Genomic DNA, 19,236 nt, shown 5'->3' with positions numbered 1-19,236 from the left:
TCTCGGCTCGCTATAACGGAAGGAGTAACTGAATACCGAATGAAGTCTGGCTGCTCACCTTTATGTCACGATCAAGGCCACTGCCGGTTACACCGGACTGGCGGGCATCGATGACCGTGTGTCGCAGGAACAGGCCCGCGGACAATGGTCGGTCACCGCCACCAGGCCCAGCGCCTAATGTTGTCAGGACACCCACTTCGGCGCCCCAGGCAAACCGGGTATTGCTGTCATCGGTGATGTCATCACTAAAACGAATCGCTCCCAGTCTTGGTCCAGCATAGACAGCGCCACTACCATCTTCCTGACGCCAGAGAAGATCCACTCCGCCCAATGCTTCCAGCAACCCCGCATTATCCCACTTTGCATGCCCCAGGGTCCCGGTTACCCGATAACCTTGACCAGAATGGTCACCCTCATAGGCTGCCAAAACCGAACCAGACAGCGTTGTGCCGTGATCCAGGTTGGAAAAAGCCGCACCGGGTCCTTCGATGTCTGCAGCCAGGGACGAGCCGCCCAATTGGGCGCCCACGAAGAGAGCACCGCTGGCTGCCGCAACACTGGCCGGAGCCAAGATGGCCCCGACCAGAAAAGAGGCGACCAACCACTGCCGACGCTTATCGCTGGGCATAATAGTTTCCCCGGACCAACTCCGCCGTTCCGGCCAGAACCGTTACAAACTTGCGGTCCCCCTGCTGTTCATGGCGTACCGCAATCCTCGAATCTTCCGACGGGCTGGTCAGCTCATCACCCCTGAAGACCTCCACTTCATCTCCCGGTTGCAGGAACAATCTCGCATTGTTCGGTTCCTCGTCGAACCCCCCACCACAGGCGGAAAGCAACATCATCACAATCAACGCACTGGCGCGGAAAGCGTGACGAACGGACTTACAGGCTATTGAATTCATCATCATCTCCTCAGAACCGGATCGGCCGCGTCACGCGGGTTTCGATGGTAATGGTATGCTTACCGGACTCGCTCTCAACCTCGACAGTGTTGCCGGCCTCGAACAGGCTTTCACGACTTGTGGGCATTTCCACGCTCTGGCACGTCAGTGTATCGGGATCGTATGTTCCGAAGCCTGTGCCGGCTTCACCGTTACCGAAGGTTTCCACCCAGGCACACACATCACTGCCGTCTAGCCTCACGCGGCTGCGCAGATTGCCATCCTCGTTCAAGCTGGTGAAGGCACCGGGAACCCGGATGTCCGCTTCAGAGCGCTCACCCAGGCGATTGATCAACCGATGGTTGGCGCTGCCGTCAGCACTGGCGGTTGCTTCAAGGGAACGGCCGTTTGCGGATGCACGTGTCACCACCCGGGCATCACCATCATCGTCACGCTCCATGATCGTGGATGAGCCTGGCAGGTAACTGAAGGCACGGGTGGATGCCCCGCCCGCGGCCACTTCATGCCGAACCTCGCCATTACCCAGAAGCTCTGTCAGTAACGTGGCGTCGGTTTCGTCAACCACGGTTACCACGCGGTCGTTGAAGAACAACGACAGGCTGCCTGGGATAAGAGAACGGGCCTGGTTATCCCGCATGTCAACACGTCCTGACAGTCGATGGACCGATGTGCCGTCGAGGCGAATCCTGGCCGACAGTTCGCCCCCAGGCAGCGAACGAGACGCATTGATGCCATCACCATTCACTGCGGGACTGACGAATACCGACTCGTTGCCGTTGGACAGGTCCGTAACCTCCAGCCGACTGATGATGGGTTGTCCACTCGCCGCCCCTAATATCTCGCCGGCACGATTCAACTCGTTACCGTCGGGGTCCAGATCGCGGCCACCGGTAGTTGCCTGATCGCCATCAATGATGAGAATCGAACCGGCTGGCAGATTGGTGGTATTGGCGCTACCGTCGATATACTCCACCTGACCATTGCTGGCCACACGAGCCATGTGCTCGACGCCAGCGTTCGGATAAGGCTGATCAAGGGCGATGTAACCATCGACCATCACCATGCCCACGGAACCACCTTGACGAACCGTTACACCTGAAGAAACCGGCGTAATGATGCCATCCGCGTACTGGCTGACAGCGCTGACTGTTCCAGCGGGCGTCACACGATACTCTACAGCGGTCGTTTCGCTGCCACTGGTCGCCTCACCCCTCAGTGAAACCGTGCCGTCGGCAGCCAGCTCAATGTCCGCGGGCACCATATCGAACTGGACAGCCGTAGTTTCAAGTACAGCACCGTCCGCCGAATAGCGGGTTCCGGAGACCAATACCCTTTCCATGACTGACTGGACGATCGTCATTTCGCTGCTGCCACCGTCACTATTCTCGATGACCACTTTGCTAAGCATGTCACCCCCAGCCAGGGCCGTGACAATCATTTCGGCGGCATCGCTGGTCAGCTTGCTGACTGGATCGGCATCACCGGCCTGGCCGAACACCGCGATTGTTGTCTCGCCAGAGGGAGACACGGCAACGGTTTGCTCACTGCCGTCAGATTGCGAGAAGGTCAGCGTTTGCCGCCCGGACGCATCGGGCGATTCTGTCGCAGGCAGCGGTGCCTGGGGATCATCCACGAGAACTGACACACTCCGCTTTTCGCCTGCGGCGTCCACGAAGGTGGTTTCGTAAAGCGCCTTCGAAGGTTGATCGTCGGTGTAGGACGGCCATTTGTCATTGCCTACCTCAACGACAGGGTTATCCGAGTCGACGACAGGAATGTCCGCGCCCTCATCCGACCCTGGTGTCACCGGGCTTTCAGGAGAGCCCTGACCACCGTCGTCGGAACCACCGGAATTGCCGGTTACCCGAACGCTAAAGGCTGCCAGCTCCGAAGACTCATCGCCGTTGCTGACGCTGATCACGATGCCACCATAACGGCCCACATCGTCCAGTTCCGGTGTGCCGCTAACACGACCATTCTGTTCATCGAACGTTGCCCATGCGGGCAGGTTGACGACACTGAAGGTCAGTGGGTTGCCATCGGTATCGGTCACCACCGGGGTGAAACGATACGCGTTTCCGGCTGAAACGGTCGAGGTCGGCGAGCCGGACATCTGTGGCTGATCCGGAACCGGTGCTACCACGAGACGGACCACAGCCAGGCGGGATCTGCGGCCGAAATCGTCTGCCACCGTATAGGTAAATCGGTCTTCACCGTAGAAATTTTCCCCTGGCGTGTAGCTGACTGTGCCACCGGCACCTACGGACAAGGTGCCATTCAACGGTTGCTGTTCAACCTGCAGTGACGCCGTATCCAGAGTACCGTTGAGGTCTTGGTCATTAGTCAGAGGTGACAAGCTGGTATCGTTGTCCTCGGCTACCGTCACGTCACGATCATTGGCCAAAGGCCGGTTGTTACCTGGCTGGTCGGTTACCGTGACAGTGGCTGGGCCAGATACTTGGCCATCCTCATCCTGAACGGTATAGGTGAAGGTATCGGAGCCATCGAAGGTGTCATTCGGGGTATAGCGGAAAACGCCGGCCCCGGTGTCCAGTGTTACCAGTCCCTGAGCAGGGCTATCCACTACACTCAGGGTTGCCGGGCTCAACGCCAAGCCCAAACCACGGTCATTGCCTAGCACGTTGATTGCGATGGTTGCACCGTCCATGGCCTGAACCTGGTCGTTTCCAGCCACCGGCACACCCGCAAGACCGACGTTGATCGTGACAAGTGCTGATTCCGACACCAGTCCACGATCATCACGGACGGTGTAATGGAAAGCGTCCTCGCCCCGGAAGTCCGCGTCCGGCATGTAAGCAATTGCACCTGTGGCTGGGTCAACCTCGGCCACACCGTGGCGCGGCAGACTGCCCAGTTCAACAGTGCCACTGGCAAGCGCGCTACCTGTGGCTTCGTCGTTTGTGAGCACATTCACCGCAATCTCAGCGGCCATCTCAGTGTCGGCAGAATCATCCCGCGCAAGCGGCGCTATGGCGCCATCAGCCACGTTGATATACAGACGGGTCACTGCGGAGCGGACACCGTTTGCATCGGACACGATATAGGCAAGGCTTTCCACACCCTCGAAATCACTCTCCGCGGTGTAGGTTAATTTCCCATCGGCCCACTGTGCCGTGCCGTGATGGGGGCGGAGGATCAGTTCGGCGCTTTGCGGGTCCAGACTCACACCCGCGGTTCCGGCGTAATCGTTATCCAGCGGCGCAAGAGTCACCGTGCCACCCGGAACTACTGTAGCAACATCCCCACGAGTGACTGGAGGAAGGCCGGCCGGCTCGACAATCAGGCTGACCGTCGCCGCATTGGATTGGCCACCGAACTCGTCCTCCACCACGTAGGTGAAGCTGTCCGGGCCAGTGTAGTCGGTTTCCGGCTCATAGGTTACGGCTCCCGTGCCGGTCTCGACTGACACACGGCCGTGGGTCGGTTGGGCAACAACCCGCACGCTGGCCAGATTCAGGCGCCCTTCCTCGTCGCGATCGTTCGCCAGAACATCCAGCGCCAGGCGAGCGCCCTGGTCAAGGTTCGCGCTGTCGTTGTCAGCTTCCGGTGCCTGGTTCCCAACGGTAAAGCGGAAGGCAGTATCGCCCACGATGCCTGCCCAGCCATTGCCGGCTGCATCTTCCAAGCTGTTCGCGGCGAATGTTACGTAATACTCGTGCGTTGGCACCAAGACCTCGTCCAGGGCAATAGTGACCTGAGCATCGTCTATAGATACTTGTGTGTCCGTAATGACAAGGCGTGTGTGCTCGACGCCGTCGGTGGCATCCTGGACCACCAATTCACCAACACCTGCAAACACGGGCTCGTCAAACGTCAGTGACAAATCACTCTGATAAGGAACGTCACTGGCGCCTGCTGCCGGCACAGAGCTCTGGAGAACCGGGACTGAGCCGTCGAACGCGAGAATCAGTGGATCAGAGGCTTCACTGGCATTACCTGCCTCGTCCTCGGCAACGCCCGCAAGCAATTCAATGGTTACATCGCCATCACCCGCAGCTTCAACCGTCAGTTCAAACAAGCCGTTGCCGGAGTCAGTAAACCCGGTAACAGAGCCGTTGTTGACTGATAGATCTCCGGACACGAAACCGGTAACGGTTTCACCGAAGTCGACCGTCACGCCAATAGGCGCGTTGGTAACGTCTGCCGTCACATCCGTGGTGATAACAGGCATCGGTGCTGTACCGTCATAGACTCGGCTGAGCTGAGTCGCTGCCGTAGAATCGTTACCCGCTGCATCCTGCGCAACGCCAGCACCAACATCCACGGTGACAGTACCATCATCGGTGGGCGTAATGGTGGCCGTATAACTGGCCCCGCTACCGGAAAAACTTCCCACAGTGGCATTGGACACCGTGATGTCCCCGACCGCAAAACCATTGACTGGCTCATCGAACGTGATGGACACCGTGAACTCGGCATGGGTCACCGGATCCGCCGCCGAGTCCAGAGTGACAGAGGCCGCCGTCGCATCCAGGGTGGCTGTTGTAGTGACTGAAGAGGACTGGTTACCGGCCTCATCCGTCAGCGCAACAGACAAGGTAAGCGTTCCATCACCAAGATTTCCGACATCCAGACCAGTAATCTGCTGGGCGCCATCAGACACGGTGCCCGTCCCGGTGACTGGGGTGCCTCCCCCGTTACTGGAAATACTGTAGCTGTAATCGGCCCCCACTTCTGCACCCGCAAATGTGAAACTGACAGAGTCCGATTCGGACGCGTTCAGGGTACTGTCGTCAAAGCTAACCGAGTAGCCAGACGGCGCTACCGCATCTACAAGCACACTACTGGTGTTACCCAACGAGTTCAGGGTGGTATTCAGATCGTTCCCCGCGCTGTCCTGTAGCGTGCCACCATTCAGATCGACCACTGCCGAGACGGCCACGCCGTCCGCATCTTCATCTCCCGACTGCACTGTGTATCTGAACGCCAGGGCGGAAGTTCCACTGCCACTCAGATAGCTGGCGTAGCGGGTGGTACTTCCTACCGTCAGCGGGATTCGCGGTGTTCCGCCAGCGGTATTGGCCGTCACGTTCTCGCTGGTATTAACGGTGAAATCCAGGTTCTCGCCTGCAATATACAGGTCGTTTGGCGGTACCGAGACGCTGCTGACAGTCGGGGCCACTGCATCCACCAGAACGGAACCGGTACTCCCCACTGAGTTCAGAGTTGTATCCAGATCGTTACCGGCGCCATCCTGCAGGGTTCCGCCATTGGCCTCCAGAGCACCGACACTGATGCCATCCGCATCAAGGTCGCCCGCCTGGAGGGTATAGCGGAATGTCAGGGCACTGGTGCCGCTACCAGAAATATAACTGGCGTAGACGACCGAGCCACCAATCGTCAGGGAAAGGCGCGGAGTGCCACTAGCCGTGTTTACGGTCATCGGCTGGCTGGTATTGACGGTGAAATCCAGATTCTGCCCGGTTGCATACGTACCGTTGGAGGGAACGGAAACGCTATTGATGGTCGGGGTTACACTGGCGGTTAACTGGCTACTGTCCGCAGCGGTCAACGCGCCGGAAGAGGCCCGCAGATTGAAAGTTTCATCACTGGATCCGGACGCAGTGTAAGTGGCCTGAAAACCGGTAAAGGTCGCGGTGCCAGAACTGGGTGTCAGGGTGACAGTAGACCCATTACCATCAGTGTCGCCCGTCCCCGTCAGGCTAGCGCTTCCGGCTCCGTTGACTTCCGCAAGCGTTATGTCGGTCGAGTATCCGGTATCGGGAACGTTATTGCCGTCAACGGCCGATATAACCGGGACAGTGGTAAAGGCGGTAGCCACACCACTCGTTAACGTGGTGGGAGCAGGCTGATTGTCGAAGATCAGCTTTGTGGCCACGACGTCGGAAGTGACGGCATTGGCATCGACTGTTGGCAGATCACTGCCAACACCGGCTTGATCGTCGGCCGTCAGAGTGAAACTCTGCTGGTCAGCGGTGGCGGAGTAGGTCAGCCCTGTAAAGGTTGCAACACCATTAACGGACGCCTGGGTGTTGTTTGACATTGATCCCGCACTGGCTTCCACCAGGGTGATTGTTTCAGTGAAATCAGAATCTATGTTGCCGAAGGCATCACGAGCGACCACCACAGGCTGGGTGGTCAGTGCACTGCCGGAAACCGAACCAGAAGGCTGGGTTGCAAATGCCAGTTGCGAAGCCACTACTTCAATGGCTGTTCCGGTGCCGTTGGTAACCGTGGAGGTGGAGCCCATCTGGGTGCCAGAGCCGCCTACCGTGAGATCGGTATCGCCATCCACCGACAGGATGACCGTTCGATCTTCGGTCAGGCCGGTATTGTCGTTGTAGTAAGCGTTGACGGTGTAGGTTTCGCTGGCACCATGTGCAACAGAAACACCCAACGAGGAGAAAGTAATCGTATCGGAGCCCCCATTGTAGGTGCCCGTTACGTTGCTTACATCCGGCCCATTAAGCCGCCAGGTGATCTTTGAACGCTCCGTATCCGAGCTGCTCCCGGAGACGTTCAAGGTGATTTCGGTGACATTCAGGGGGAGGTTGTCACTGGTGCCTCCGTCTGCAAGAGTGAAGTCAAACACATTGACGGTCTCGGCCACCGTATCGACCGTAGTAAACAGTGCAACCGGCTCAGCAACGCCTGCCGCAGTGATTAGGCTGCCATCACTGTCACGGAGAGTTGTCACATCTATTTTTGTGGGGCTCCCCAAATTCGGCACACCATCTTCCGACACCACCCACAAGTCATAGGATGTCCCGGCCGACAAACCTGTAATGTCATCGGTGAAGTCCACACCATTGGAGGAGACATTGTAGCTACCGCTAAAAGGAGCAGGGTTGCCTAATCGGTCAGTCCCATTCCGGACGTTGACTGCCAAGGGAGCCGCCGCGCCGTCGGATAGGGCAACCCAATAGGTAACACCAGCCTCGTCTAGGCGGGTAGTCAACGTTGTCTGATTGGCTGTGGTCCCCGAAACCGACGGAGTGCCGTTTTGATAAGATGGCGCAACATTATCGTTCACGGTAATAGCGAACGACTCCTGGTAACTGGCCGTACCGTCGCTAGTTTCAATACACACATCGTAGGAGCCCGATGCCAGACTGCCAGCCGTCTCCAGGTCATCGTTGGCGTTGTCTACCTGGAAGCTCGCATTGTCGTCATCGCCAGAAGCACCGCAGCTACCATTACTTGATGCGCCATTTGAGACAAGGCTGTAATTATGGTTGTCACCGCTGTCTGCATCCGTTGTTGAGAGAGAACCTATGACCGCCCCAGCCCCTGTTGATGACTGGTTGATACTCGCTGATCCAAGAGCGATATCGGTGGGGGCGGTGTTCGGTTCCACTGTTGAGAACGAAGATATTCCTGTGGCGCCTGAGCACGATGATAGATAGAGGGCCAAACTATCTACATTCTTTCCTGAGAATGTGCTCAGGTTAATGGTGTTACTGCTCATAGTTTCTGGAGTGTTGTTCAGGGAAGTAGCAACCGGTGCTCCCCCGGAATAGCCGGCAACATCGACGACACTGCATCCTCCCCCTAATACAAGTGAAGAGAACTCAACCCCTCCGGAGTTGCTAGCCAGATAAATGGCATGAGAGGGTTGGATAGGGTTGAGATAACCGAGCTGCCCGCTGTAACCGCAATGGAATGCACTCGGGGACGTTGTAACGGTGAAGTCACCATTTTCCGACGTAATAGTATTTATGTTTGAGCGGTACCTGCCGCCATTGCTGTCGTTACAAAAATTACGGGGCGAGAAGCTGCCAAGTACCCCAGAGAAGTCCCTCAGAGCTTTTTCGCTGAAGGGCAACGTGGTTTCAATATCCCCACGGACAACTTCAAGAACCCAGTCGCCTCCAAGGCCGGCATTGCCGGTAGGGCTGGATGAGGCCGCCACATCAAGGTGTGTTTCGCGACGAATGATGTCGAGAATACTGTCGTCGCCCGCGGCAACATCACAACCATATAGAAGAAGATCGGCGCCGGGGCGCGTGGCCCCCTCAAAAGCGGCAAGGAAATCAGGGTTATCCTCAAGAGTAGCTTCATCGACTCGCTCATTGCCGAGAATAAGAGCTCCGGCCTGACCATGAGAGATAAGGTGAATAGCCGTCAGATCCCGGTAAGCAGAAAGCACGTCGATGATCTGCTGAAGTCGCCCGCTTCCGTCAGACAGGTGGACTACCTCGGTATCTGGCCTGGTCGCGTAATCAAACCACTCGCTTTGCGGCACTCCGGCGTCAACGAGAACCAACTCCCGCAGCGGCTGCCCCTGTTCTACCTGCAGAAAGTCAGCACTTAGTATTGGCTGATTGATCAAGAATTCGCCTGCAGTTCTCGGCAGCGAGCTCAACGACGGCAACTGAGCAGCGGTATCAGGGATGCTCTGGGCGGTTCGCAGATAGGTCCGAGGCATATAGGTACCCGCCGATGCAGTAGCAGCGGCGGCATACATACCCATAGGCGCCATCAATGCGCCAAGCCCATTCAGGACAGTCTTTTTTTGCATAATTCCTCTCCGCGCCACCACTTGGGGGCGTGCCTAGTTTTTCTTCGGTGCGATGATGTTGGCAGCAGTACCCGTGTTGTCCTGCCAGAAATCCATTTCCTGATATTTCGAAAACAGGTCGGGCGGCAAGATGGTGCGGCGGCTATTGAATTCCACTTTCTTCTTAACGGCATGAAGCCCCTTCACGCCCAGGGTTTCGTCAAATTCAGTTTCTTGGTATTCCACCCTGTCAAAATCATGCTCAAAAGGGGCTTCGCCGATAAACTGATAAATCAGCTCGAGACAACGGCCCGGATGCTGAGTCAGCAAGTCATAATCCAGAAGCAGCAGACGGTCCGAGAACTCCCCGTAGTAGGCCTCTTTCAAAGCTGTCCAGGCAGAGCCAACCGCGCCGCCAGCGCTAATCAAGGCGTCACATCGGCTGTAGACGGTCTGGCGATTGCCGGAATTAAACATCCGACTGTAATCAAAGGGGTTTTTTCGGTGGATGACTTCGAAGCTGTCCATAATCCAGGCCGGATTACGAACGCAACAGATCACTTTAAAGTCATCAAACAACTCCACGAGTTGATGGAGGCGGGACGTCCAGTGGCGATTGGTGTCAAAAATAACCGGTCTCTGGCCGACGTCTTCGTAATAGGCGTCAAAGAGTGAACGGCATATGCGCTTGCGCCGGGTTTCATCGAAGAAGGTATAGAATTCGCTGCCGGCACCCATCTGCTCCAGAGCGCCATTTATCAACCCTCCGACAGGACTACTCATAGAAGCGTAAAGCCGGGGGTTTTGTCTCAGAATTCCTGCAAGCAACGTCGACCCGGACCGGGGCAGGCCTGAAATGAAATGAAACTGACTGGGGGGCATCACGACTCCCTGAGATGAAGCTACCGTTGCGCTGTTATCACAACGATTTCCTTGGACCTACCACCATTAACTTTCTGTTAGGCGCCAAAGATAGCTCAGTGAGCCGTCACTTTCCCCTCTACAAAGGTAATATTTAGTAATTTTTTATTGGTTTATTAGATTGTCGATAAGTTACTTGCAGTAATCTCCACAATCCGTTGCCGCGCTTCCCGACTCGCCCAGGCCGAATGTGGCGTCACAATCAGGTTGGGAATATCATCCGCCAGCAACGCATTGCCATTTCGGGGCGGCTCCTCCGTCAGCACATCAAAGCCGGCACCGCCAATAGTCCCCGCCCGCAGGGCATCCGCAAGCGCCTGCTCGTCCACCAGGCCGCCACGGCTGGTATTGATCAGCAGCGCCTCCTTTTTCATCATCTTCAGTTCGCGGGCGCCTATCATATTCCGGGTGTCGTCCGTCAGCAGGCAGTGAAGCGACAGCACATCCACTTTGGGCAGCAGCTCATCCAGGGGAATCCGGGGGTAACCATCCACCTCACCAGTTGCCTGTCCGGGCCTTGCGCCAAGCACAATATTCATCCCAAACGCCTTTGCGCGCTCCACAACGCCCTGCCCAAGGTCGCCATAGCCAACAACCCCCAGCGTGCGCCCTTCCAGTTCCATGATGGGATGATCCATCAGGCAGAACATCGAGCTTTGCCCCCAGCGCCCGGCCCGCACGTCCTTGTCGTAATCCACCAAGCGCGTGGCCAGCGCGAGAATCAACGCCATGGTGTGCTGCGCCACGGTGGAGCGGCCATAGTTGGTCACGTTCATCACCGTTACGCTGTAGTCTTTCGCCGCGTCCTTATCAATGTTGTTCAGCCCCGTCGCCACCACCGCAACCGTCTTTAGCTCCGGGCTGGCCTCGAAGTGCTCCCGCGACAGCACAACTTTATTCACCAATACCGTGTCGAATCCCCGTATGCGCTCCTGCACCTGCTCGGGGGACGTTCGCGGATGTTTGACCATCTCCCCGGTCACTGCCTCAATCGGCGAGAGGTCCACATCGTTACCCAGTGTGTCTGCGTCCAGAAATACGGCTTTCATTCGTCGTTCCTTATTCATGAAGTTTTTGGCCGACCAACAGAGCCCCAGATTAAGTTAGACTGAGCGAAACCTCCAATTGGCGAAAAGGGGAACACTCATGGAACATCAGTTCTGGCACGAACGCTGGGCCAAGAAAGAAATCGGCTTCCACGAAGGCACCGTCAATCAGTACCTCCATGACCACTGGCCAGAGCTCGCCGGCAATGGCACCGGTGCCGTGCTCGTTCCCCTGTGCGGAAAGGCCCATGACATGTGGTGGCTCCATGACCGCGGCCACGCTGTCATCGGCGTGGAATTGAGTGACGTTGCCTGCAAGGACTTCTTCGAAGAGGGCCAGGAGAAAGCGAAGGTTCACCCGGGTGAACCCTTCACCAAATTTGCCCACGACGATCTCCAGCTTTGGTGCGGCGACTTTTTCCAGTTGGTGCCGGAGGACCTGAAGCACGTCCGGCTGGTGTACGATCGTGCTGCCCTGATCGCCCTGCCACCCCACATGCGCCAGGATTATGTCGACCACCTGACCGCCGTGATTCCGGATGGCACCCGCATACTTCTGATCACCCTGGACTACGACACCGACATCAAGGGCCCGCCGTTCAATGTCAGTGACGAAGAAGTACTGAAACTATACTCCGCTGATTACGAGATCGAACATATACTCACCAATACGCTGGCAAAAGATCACCCTTTTACCAAGCGTAAAGGGCTTGCTGGCGCGACGGAGAGCGTGTTCCGTCTTACAAAACGCTGATACACAATTTAATGAACCTTAACGCTTTTACTCCTGTCCAAGTCCCGAAGCTTGAACTAAGCTCACAGTAACAAGACCGACATAAACGCGTCAGCGTAAATCGGTCTGTTACTCCCTTTACTTCCACCCATAACCATAACGACCGCCTGGAGCGGCGGACCCAACAGCAACGGGGATATTGTGTGAACTAAAAGCTGTCTTTTCATGGCAAGAGAGCAAGCGAGGGGCCATCTATGAGCATAATGCAGCATTTCAAAGACCGGTATGAAGCAACTCAAGAAGAAGAATACACTCTTGAGGAATACCTGGAGATCTGCAAAAAGGACCCGGCGGCATACGCCACTGCCGCAGAAAGGATGTTACTGGCCATCGGCGAGCCGGAGCATATCGACACATCCCGTGACTCCCGGCTGTCACGTATCTTTTCCAACAAGGTGATCAAGCGTTACCCGGAATTCTCCGAGTTCTATGGCATGGAAGAGGCCGTGGAAAACATCGTCTCCTTCTTCCGCCACGCTGCCCAGGGCCTGGAAGAGAAGAAACAGATCCTCTACCTGCTTGGCCCCGTCGGTGGCGGCAAGTCCTCTCTCGCTGAAAAACTCAAGTCACTGATGCAGAAAGTGCCCTTCTATGCGATCAAGGGCTCACCCGTTAACGAGTCGCCACTAGGCCTGTTCGATCCCGCTGAGGATGCGAGTATTCTGGAAGAGGAATACGGCATTCCGTCCCGCTACCTCAAGTCCATCATGTCGCCCTGGGCGGTAAAACGCCTGCACGAGTACGGCGGCGACATCAGTCAGTTCCGTGTGGTGAAGATGTACCCGTCGGTACTGGACCAGGTGGGTGTATCAAAGACCGAGCCGGGCGATGACAATAACCAGGACATCTCCGCCCTCGTAGGCAAGGTGAATATCCGCATGCTGGAAGACTTCTCCCAGGATGACCCGGACGCCTACAGCTTCAGCGGCGGCCTGTGCAAGGCCAACCAGGGCCTGATGGAATTCGTGGAAATGTTCAAGGCGCCTATCAAGGTGCTGCATCCGTTACTGACCGCCACCCAGGAAGGCAACTACAACACCACCGAAGGCATGGGCTCCGTGCCGTTCGACGGTATTATCCTGGCCCACTCCAACGAGTCCGAGTGGCAGACCTTCCGTAACAACAAGCACAATGAGGCCTTCCTTGACCGAGTGTATATCGTCAAGGTGCCCTACTGCCTGCGCGTGACGGAAGAGATTGATATTTATCGCAAATTGCTGCGCGACAGTTCCCTTTCCGGCGCCCCTTGCGCACCGGACACCCTGGATATGCTGGCGCAGTTCTCCATCCTGTCGCGGGTCAAAGAGCCGGAAAACTCCAGTATCTTTTCCAAGATGCGGGTTTACGATGGCCAGAACATCAAGGATACCGATCCCAAAGCCAAGTCGATCCAGGAATATCGCGATTCAGCCGGCGTGAATGAGGGCATGGACGGACTGTCCACCCGTTTCGCGTTCAAGATTCTGTCCAAGGTCTTCAACTTCGACACCACGGAGGTGGCGGCTAACCCGGTTCATCTGCTCTATGTGCTGGAAAAACAGATCGAGCAGGAGCAGTTCCAGGCCGAGACCCACGACCGCTACCTGCGGTTTATAAAGGAGTTCCTGGCGCCTCACTACGTTGAGTTTATTGGCAAGGAAATCCAGACGGCTTACCTTGAAAGCTACAGCGAATACGGCCAGAACCTGTTCGATCGCTACGTCACCTATGCCGACTTCTGGATTCAGGATCAGGAATACCGTGATCCGGAAACCGGGGAAATTCTCGACCGCTCGTCCATTAACGACGAACTGGAGAAAATCGAGAAGCCGGCCGGCATCAGCAACCCGAAAGACTTCCGCAACGAGGTGGTCAATTTCGTGTTGCGGGCACGGGCGAACAACCAGGGTCGCAACCCGTCCTGGCTCAGCTACGAAAAACTGCGCAGCGTGATCGAGAAGAAAATGTTCTCCAATACCGAGGACCTGCTGCCGGTTATTTCCTTCAACCCGAAGGCCAGCCAGGAGGATCAGAACAAGCACAAGCAGTTCGTCGAACGTATGGTCGATCGAGGCTACACGGAGAAACAGGTCCGCCTCCTTGCGGAATGGTACCTGCGGGTTCGTAAGTCTCAATAAGTCAGCCTTCATACGCTGAACTGGAGTGAAACTATGGGTATGACCCACGTAGTCGACCGGCGACTGAACGGCAAGAACAAGAGCGCGGTAAACCGGGAACGTTTCCTGCGCCGTTACCGCCATCACATCAAGAAGGCCGTGGCGGACGCGGTTCACCGGCGCTCCATTACGGATATTGAGCGTGGTGAGAATGTCAGTATTCCGTCCAGGGATACTGACGAACCAATCTTCCACCATGGCCAGGGCGGCAAGCGGGAAATGGTCCACCCCGGCAACAAGGAGTTCGTGACGGGTGACACGGTGCCCAAACCCCCGGGCGGTGGCGGCGGAGGCCAGGGACAGGGCCAGGCCAGCCCGGATGGCGAAGGCATGGATGAGTTCGCCTTTCAGATTACCCAGGAAGAATTCCTCGACTTTCTGTTTGATGATCTGGAACTTCCCAATCTCGCCCGTAAAAAGCTGAAAGACACCGAGGCGTTCAAATACGTTCGCTCCGGCTTTTCAACCCAGGGCATACCCGCCAAGCTGGACGTGGTTCGCTCATTGCGGGGCGCCCATGCCCGACGTCTTGGCCTCGGTGGCGCGCGCCGTAAGAAAATCCGCCGAATGGAGGAAGAGCTGGCCGCGCTGAAAAGCGCGCCGGAGGATCTGGACCCGGCCTTCAGCCACGAGGACCAGATCAAAGCCCTGGAGGATGAGATTGCCGATCTCAAGGCCAATGTCCGGCGTATCCCGTTCATTGACGAGATTGACCTGCGGTACCGCCAGCACGTGAAGAAGCCCCAGCCAGCCACCAGTGCCGTGATGTTCTGCCTGATGGATGTGTCCGGGTCGATGACCCAGATGCACAAGGACATCGCCAAACGTTTCTTCATCCTGCTGTATCTGTTCCTGAAGAAGAACTACAAGAAGATCGAAGTGGTCTTCATCCGCCACCACACCAGCGCCAAGGAAGTGGACGAGGAAGAGTTCTTCTACTCACGGGAAACAGGCGGCACCATCGTATCCAGTGCTCTGAAACTGATGCACAAGATCATCGAGTCCCGCTACTCCCCTGCGGAGTGGAACATCTATGCCGCCCAGGCTTCGGACGGTGACAACTGGAACGATGACTCTCCCATCTGCAGCAAGTTGCTGGCCGACAGCATCCTGCCTTTGGTGCAGTATTACGCTTATGTGGAGATCACGCCCCAGGATCACCAGATGCTCTGGTACGAATACGAGAAAATTCAGGAGCGGTTCCCGCAGAGCTTCGCGCTGCAACAGATCGCCGACCCTGGTGAAATCTATCCGGTCTTCCGCCAGTTGTTCGAGAGGAAAGCCGCATGACCGACACCATCGACAGACCCAACGAGCCGAAAACCCGGGAACCTATCTCGACCAGTTCCGAGTGGACCTTCCCGCTGATCGAGAAATACGACGAGGAAATCGCCAAATGCGCGGCGGAGTTCGGTCTCGACACCTACCCCAATCAGGTGGAGGTGATCAGCGCCGAACAGATGATGGATGCCTACAGCTCTGTCGGTATGCCCGTGGGTTACCACCATTGGTCTTTCGGCAAGCAGTTCCTGTCTACCTCCAAAGGGTATCAGCGGGGGCAGATGGGGCTTGCCTACGAGATCGTGATCAACTCCGATCCCTGCATCGCTTACCTGATGGAGGAGAACACCCTGCCCATGCAGGCATTGGTGATTGCCCACGCTTCCTATGGCCACAACTCGTTCTTCAAGGGCAACTACCTGTTCCGCACCTGGACCGACGCCAGCGCCATCATTGACTATCTGGTATTCGCCCGTAACTACGTGGCCGAGTGCGAGGAGCGTTATGGCCTGGATGCGGTGGAAGAAATCCTGGATTCCTGCCACGCGCTGATGAACTACGGCGTTGACCGCTACAAACGCCCCGCGCCGATCTCTGCCGCCGAAGAGCTGCGCCGGCAAAAGGAACGCGAGGAATATCAGCAGCGCCGGCTCAACGATCTTTGGCGCACCATCCCCAAAATGGGCGAGGATGACGACCCGGTGAGCCGCAAGAAGCGCTACCCGGAAGAACCCCAGGAAAACATCCTCTACTTCATCGAGAAGAACGCGCCACTACTGGAAACCTGGCAGCGGGAAATCATCCGTATCGTTCGAAAGCTGGGGCAGTACTTCTACCCGCAGCGCCAGACCCAGGTGATGAACGAAGGCTGGGCCACCTTCTGGCATTACACCCTGCTACACAGAATGTACGACAAGGGCTTGGTGAACGACGGTTTCATGATGGAGTTTCTGCAAAGTCATACGGCCGTGGTTTACCAACCACCGTTTGACAGCCCCTGGTATTCGGGCATCAACCCCTACACTCTGGGTTTTTCGATGTTCACCGACCTGCGGCGGATCTGTGAGAATCCCACCGACGAGGACCGCGAATGGTTCCCGGACTTTGCCGGTTCTGATTGGCTGGAAACCCTGCATTTCGCCATGAAGAATTTCAAGGATGAGAGTTTCATCCAGCAGTTCCTGTCCCCAAAAGTGATGAGGGATCTGAAGCTTTTTGCCATTCAGAACGATGATGAGGAAGACGTCTACCGGATCACCGCCATCCACGATGACCCCGGCTACCGCAGCCTTCGGGAAAAGCTGGCACGGCAATACAACCTGAGCTACCGCGAACCCAATATCCAGGTCTGGAATGTGGATGTCAGGGGGGATCGATCACTGACCCTGCGGCACATCCCCGTCGACAGGGTTCCACTTGGCGACGACACTGACGAGGTGCTTCGTCACGTGCATCGTTTGTGGGGCTTTGATGTCCACCTTGAAAGCGTCGACAACGGCGTGGTCATGGAGGAGTGCCACTGCCCGCAACGGGAACCGGACGACGCGGATTGAATGTCGCCATTGATTGTCAGAATGCCCACTCCAGCCCGGCATAGAAAGTTCTGCCGGGCGCGGGTTCATAGTAGCCGCGATCTTCTATCGGCCTGTCTGCATTGGCATTGATGCGGATATTGCTGAAGTAATCCTCATCCAGAAGGTTGCGGATACCGCCGTAGACGCTGAATTTCTGACTGCCCACGCGAACGCTGTCACCGGCCCGAATCCCCAGCAGCCAGTAGTCGCTGACCCTGGTCTGGTTGCTGTTCTCGGCGTACAGGTCACCCACGTACTGCCACTCCAGAGCAGCAAACCGTTGCCCGTCACCGCGCCACTCAACCTCCGTAACCCATTGCTCCTGCGGTAACCCCGGCAGGCGATTGCCATCGGCGTCATTGCCCTGTTCGTCGGTAAAGTCCTTCAGCGTGTAGTCCGCCAGGGTCACGGCACTGGTTACCCGCCAGGTGTAGGAGATATCCCACTTCAGGCCGAGCTCCACCCCATTCCGTTCTGTGCGCCCTGCGTTTTCGTAGAAGGTACGGTTATTGATCTCATAGGGCAGGATTTCGTCGTCCACCCGGATGGAGAACAGTGCCAGGTCATAACGGACCCCCTGCCCCAGGCTGCCGCGTATACCGACTTCCCGGTTAAGCGCCTGCTGGGGCTCAATGTCGGGGTTAAAGCCACCGCTGCCGTCGGGATTGGCAAACTCCGTGAAGGTGGGTGCTTCAAAGGCCGTGCCCACTGTGGCGTAGAACTGCTGGCGTGGCGCCAACCGATAGCTGACTCCTGCAAAACCACTGAATTCCCGATAGGTGCGGCTGCCGGAATCGTCTCCGTCTCCGTCACTGATCCTGTGGTCATCCACCGACAGCCGCAGGCGATCAAACCGGGTGCCCAGAGACACGTTCAGGCGCTCCGTCAATGCCAGGTCACCCTGGGCAAACACCGCGGCGGTAGTGCCGTTCTGGGTTTCGTCCTGGGTTTGTCCGGTGACATCACCGTTAAACGACACCGAATAGCGCCGGCGTTCATCAACCTGGCGATGAAGGTCAACGCCCACCACCCAGGTCAGCGGAAGGCCCGCTACCTCGCTGCCCTGCTGGTAATCCGTACTGACGCCGTAGAACTGCCGGTCGTAGGCAATTCGGCTGGGGCCGGGAAACGGCAGTTGCTGGGCAAAATCACGGTGCGTAAAAAAGGTACTAACGGCCAGGTCCCCAGTACCCATCTCGGCGGTTTCATACAGCAACCCAAGCGTCTGCTGGTCAACGTCCTGGCCAGCGTCGAGCCGTTCGGCATTGGCCGTCGCCTGGCGGCGATCCTGTTCCACCTGGCTCGCTGTCAGGCCGGCGGGGTCTTCTGCTTTTGGCGTGTGCAAGGCATTGAAGGTGGCCGTTAAACGCTGCCCGGCTCCCCAACCATGAGACACCCGCCCATTGAAAAGGCCTTTCTCAACCTGGCTCTGATCGCGGTAACCGTTGTAGTTAAGCCAGGACGCAGTTGCGATGCCACTCGTCGCCCCCTCACTTCCGTTGGCCTGGAACGTGGTTTTGTAATAGTCGTTGCTTCCCACATCCTGACGCAGGCGCGCGCCCGGCGGCATTTCGTCTCCACGGGCCGTGGTAATGTCGATCACCCCACCGGAGGCGTTACCGTACTGAACCGACGACGGCCCGCGAATCACTTCGATGCGCTGTGCCGAGTCCAGGTCCACGGCATCGATCTGAGACTGCCCGTCGGGCAACGTGTAGGGAATGCCATCCACCTGTATACGAATGCCGCGAATGCCGAATGGCGCCCGGGCACCAAAACCACGGGTGGACAGCCGCAGATTCTGGGCGAAGTTGTAGCGGTTCTGGAAGAACAGGCCAGGGACAGTATCCAGGGACTCGTCCAGTTGCAGCCTCTGCTGGCCCTCCTGGATGTCCGGGGCATTGGTCACGGACACCGCAGCGGGGGTCTCGTAGAGGTCTCTCTCAAGGCGGGGCGACGTCACCTTGATGACATTGTCTTGCGACTCCACGCTTTGCTGCGCATTGGCGGTAGCCCATGTTCCAGCGGATATCAGCGCTGAAAAGACCACAACCAATCTCCTGTGAACGATCACTTTA

At 57.1% G+C, this 19,236-nt stretch carries 10 protein-coding genes; 4 read left to right on the top strand and 6 right to left on the bottom strand.

Going from position 1 to position 19,236, the window contains the following annotated elements; all coding sequences use genetic code 11:
* Nucleotides 1-10: 10 nt before the first annotated feature.
* From JJO78_RS17635 to JJO78_RS17615, 5 genes are all read right to left on the bottom strand, one after another.
* A complete protein-coding gene (locus JJO78_RS17635) occupies nucleotides 11-628 on the bottom strand; it encodes a hypothetical protein (protein ID WP_075194431.1) in 618 nt (205 codons plus the stop codon).
* Nucleotides 615-905, bottom strand: coding sequence for a hypothetical protein (locus JJO78_RS17630; RefSeq protein WP_273624300.1), 291 nt, complete (start codon nucleotides 903-905; stop codon nucleotides 615-617). The genes JJO78_RS17635 and JJO78_RS17630 overlap by 14 nt, the downstream gene beginning before the upstream one ends.
* 10 nt (nucleotides 906-915) lie before the next feature.
* Nucleotides 916-9,408 (bottom strand): Ig-like domain-containing protein, encoded by an 8,493-nt coding sequence (locus JJO78_RS17625; RefSeq protein ID WP_273624298.1) that lies wholly within the window; start codon nucleotides 9,406-9,408, stop codon nucleotides 916-918.
* A gap of 33 nt (nucleotides 9,409-9,441) precedes the next feature.
* Nucleotides 9,442-10,269 carry a sulfotransferase gene (locus JJO78_RS17620; protein WP_273624296.1) on the bottom strand — a complete coding sequence of 276 codons (828 nt, stop codon included), beginning with the start codon at nucleotides 10,267-10,269 and terminating at the stop codon, nucleotides 9,442-9,444.
* A gap of 155 nt (nucleotides 10,270-10,424) precedes the next feature.
* Entirely contained in the window at nucleotides 10,425-11,357 is a 933-nt protein-coding gene (locus JJO78_RS17615; RefSeq protein ID WP_273624294.1) for a D-2-hydroxyacid dehydrogenase, read from the bottom strand.
* A 97-nt stretch (nucleotides 11,358-11,454) separates the two neighbouring features.
* Between JJO78_RS17615 and tmpT the strand changes: the two genes are divergently transcribed.
* The 4 genes from tmpT to JJO78_RS17595 all read left to right on the top strand — a co-directional run bounded on the left by tmpT (nucleotide 11,455) and on the right by JJO78_RS17595 (nucleotide 17,137).
* Nucleotides 11,455-12,108, top strand: a complete 654-nt coding sequence (gene tmpT / locus JJO78_RS17610; RefSeq protein WP_273624291.1) for a thiopurine S-methyltransferase — start codon at nucleotides 11,455-11,457, stop codon at nucleotides 12,106-12,108.
* Nucleotides 12,109-12,341: 233 nt separating this feature from the next.
* Nucleotides 12,342-14,264, top strand: coding sequence for a PrkA family serine protein kinase (locus JJO78_RS17605; protein ID WP_036208922.1), 1,923 nt, complete (start codon nucleotides 12,342-12,344; stop codon nucleotides 14,262-14,264).
* A gap of 39 nt (nucleotides 14,265-14,303) precedes the next feature.
* Nucleotides 14,304-15,593, top strand: a complete 1,290-nt coding sequence (locus JJO78_RS17600) for a YeaH/YhbH family protein (RefSeq protein ID WP_206512165.1) — start codon at nucleotides 14,304-14,306, stop codon at nucleotides 15,591-15,593.
* Nucleotides 15,590-17,137 (top strand): SpoVR family protein, encoded by a 1,548-nt coding sequence (locus tag JJO78_RS17595; RefSeq protein ID WP_041334047.1) that lies wholly within the window; start codon nucleotides 15,590-15,592, stop codon nucleotides 17,135-17,137. The genes JJO78_RS17600 and JJO78_RS17595 overlap by 4 nt, the downstream gene beginning before the upstream one ends.
* Nucleotides 17,138-17,153: 16 nt before the next feature.
* On the opposite strand, the gene JJO78_RS17590 is transcribed toward JJO78_RS17595, so the two are convergent.
* Nucleotides 17,154-19,208 (bottom strand): TonB-dependent receptor family protein, encoded by a 2,055-nt coding sequence (locus JJO78_RS17590; protein WP_273624290.1) that lies wholly within the window; start codon nucleotides 19,206-19,208, stop codon nucleotides 17,154-17,156.
* Between the last annotated feature and the right edge of the window lie 28 nt (nucleotides 19,209-19,236).

Source organism: Marinobacter sp. DS40M6, assembly GCF_028581595.1.
GTDB classification, from domain to species: Bacteria; Pseudomonadota; Gammaproteobacteria; order Pseudomonadales; family Oleiphilaceae; genus Marinobacter; species Marinobacter salarius.
Note: the sequence above shows the minus strand (reverse complement) of the source record. Positions and strands in the feature narration are given on the sequence as shown.

Coding starts and splice junctions, on each gene's coding strand:
- JJO78_RS17630 (WP_273624300.1), bottom strand. CDS start 905: ATGAATTCAATAGCCTGTAAGTCCGTTCGTCACGCTTTCCGCGCCAGT.
- tmpT (WP_273624291.1), top strand. CDS start 11,455: ATGGAACATCAGTTCTGGCACGAACGCTGGGCCAAGAAAGAAATCGGC.
- JJO78_RS17620 (WP_273624296.1), bottom strand. CDS start 10,269: ATGCCCCCCAGTCAGTTTCATTTCATTTCAGGCCTGCCCCGGTCCGGG.
- JJO78_RS17595 (WP_041334047.1), top strand. CDS start 15,590: ATGACCGACACCATCGACAGACCCAACGAGCCGAAAACCCGGGAACCT.
- JJO78_RS17635 (WP_075194431.1), bottom strand. CDS start 628: ATGCCCAGCGATAAGCGTCGGCAGTGGTTGGTCGCCTCTTTTCTGGTC.
- JJO78_RS17625 (WP_273624298.1), bottom strand. CDS start 9,408: ATGCAAAAAAAGACTGTCCTGAATGGGCTTGGCGCATTGATGGCGCCT.
- JJO78_RS17600 (WP_206512165.1), top strand. CDS start 14,304: ATGACCCACGTAGTCGACCGGCGACTGAACGGCAAGAACAAGAGCGCG.
- JJO78_RS17615 (WP_273624294.1), bottom strand. CDS start 11,357: ATGAAAGCCGTATTTCTGGACGCAGACACACTGGGTAACGATGTGGAC.
- JJO78_RS17605 (WP_036208922.1), top strand. CDS start 12,342: ATGAGCATAATGCAGCATTTCAAAGACCGGTATGAAGCAACTCAAGAA.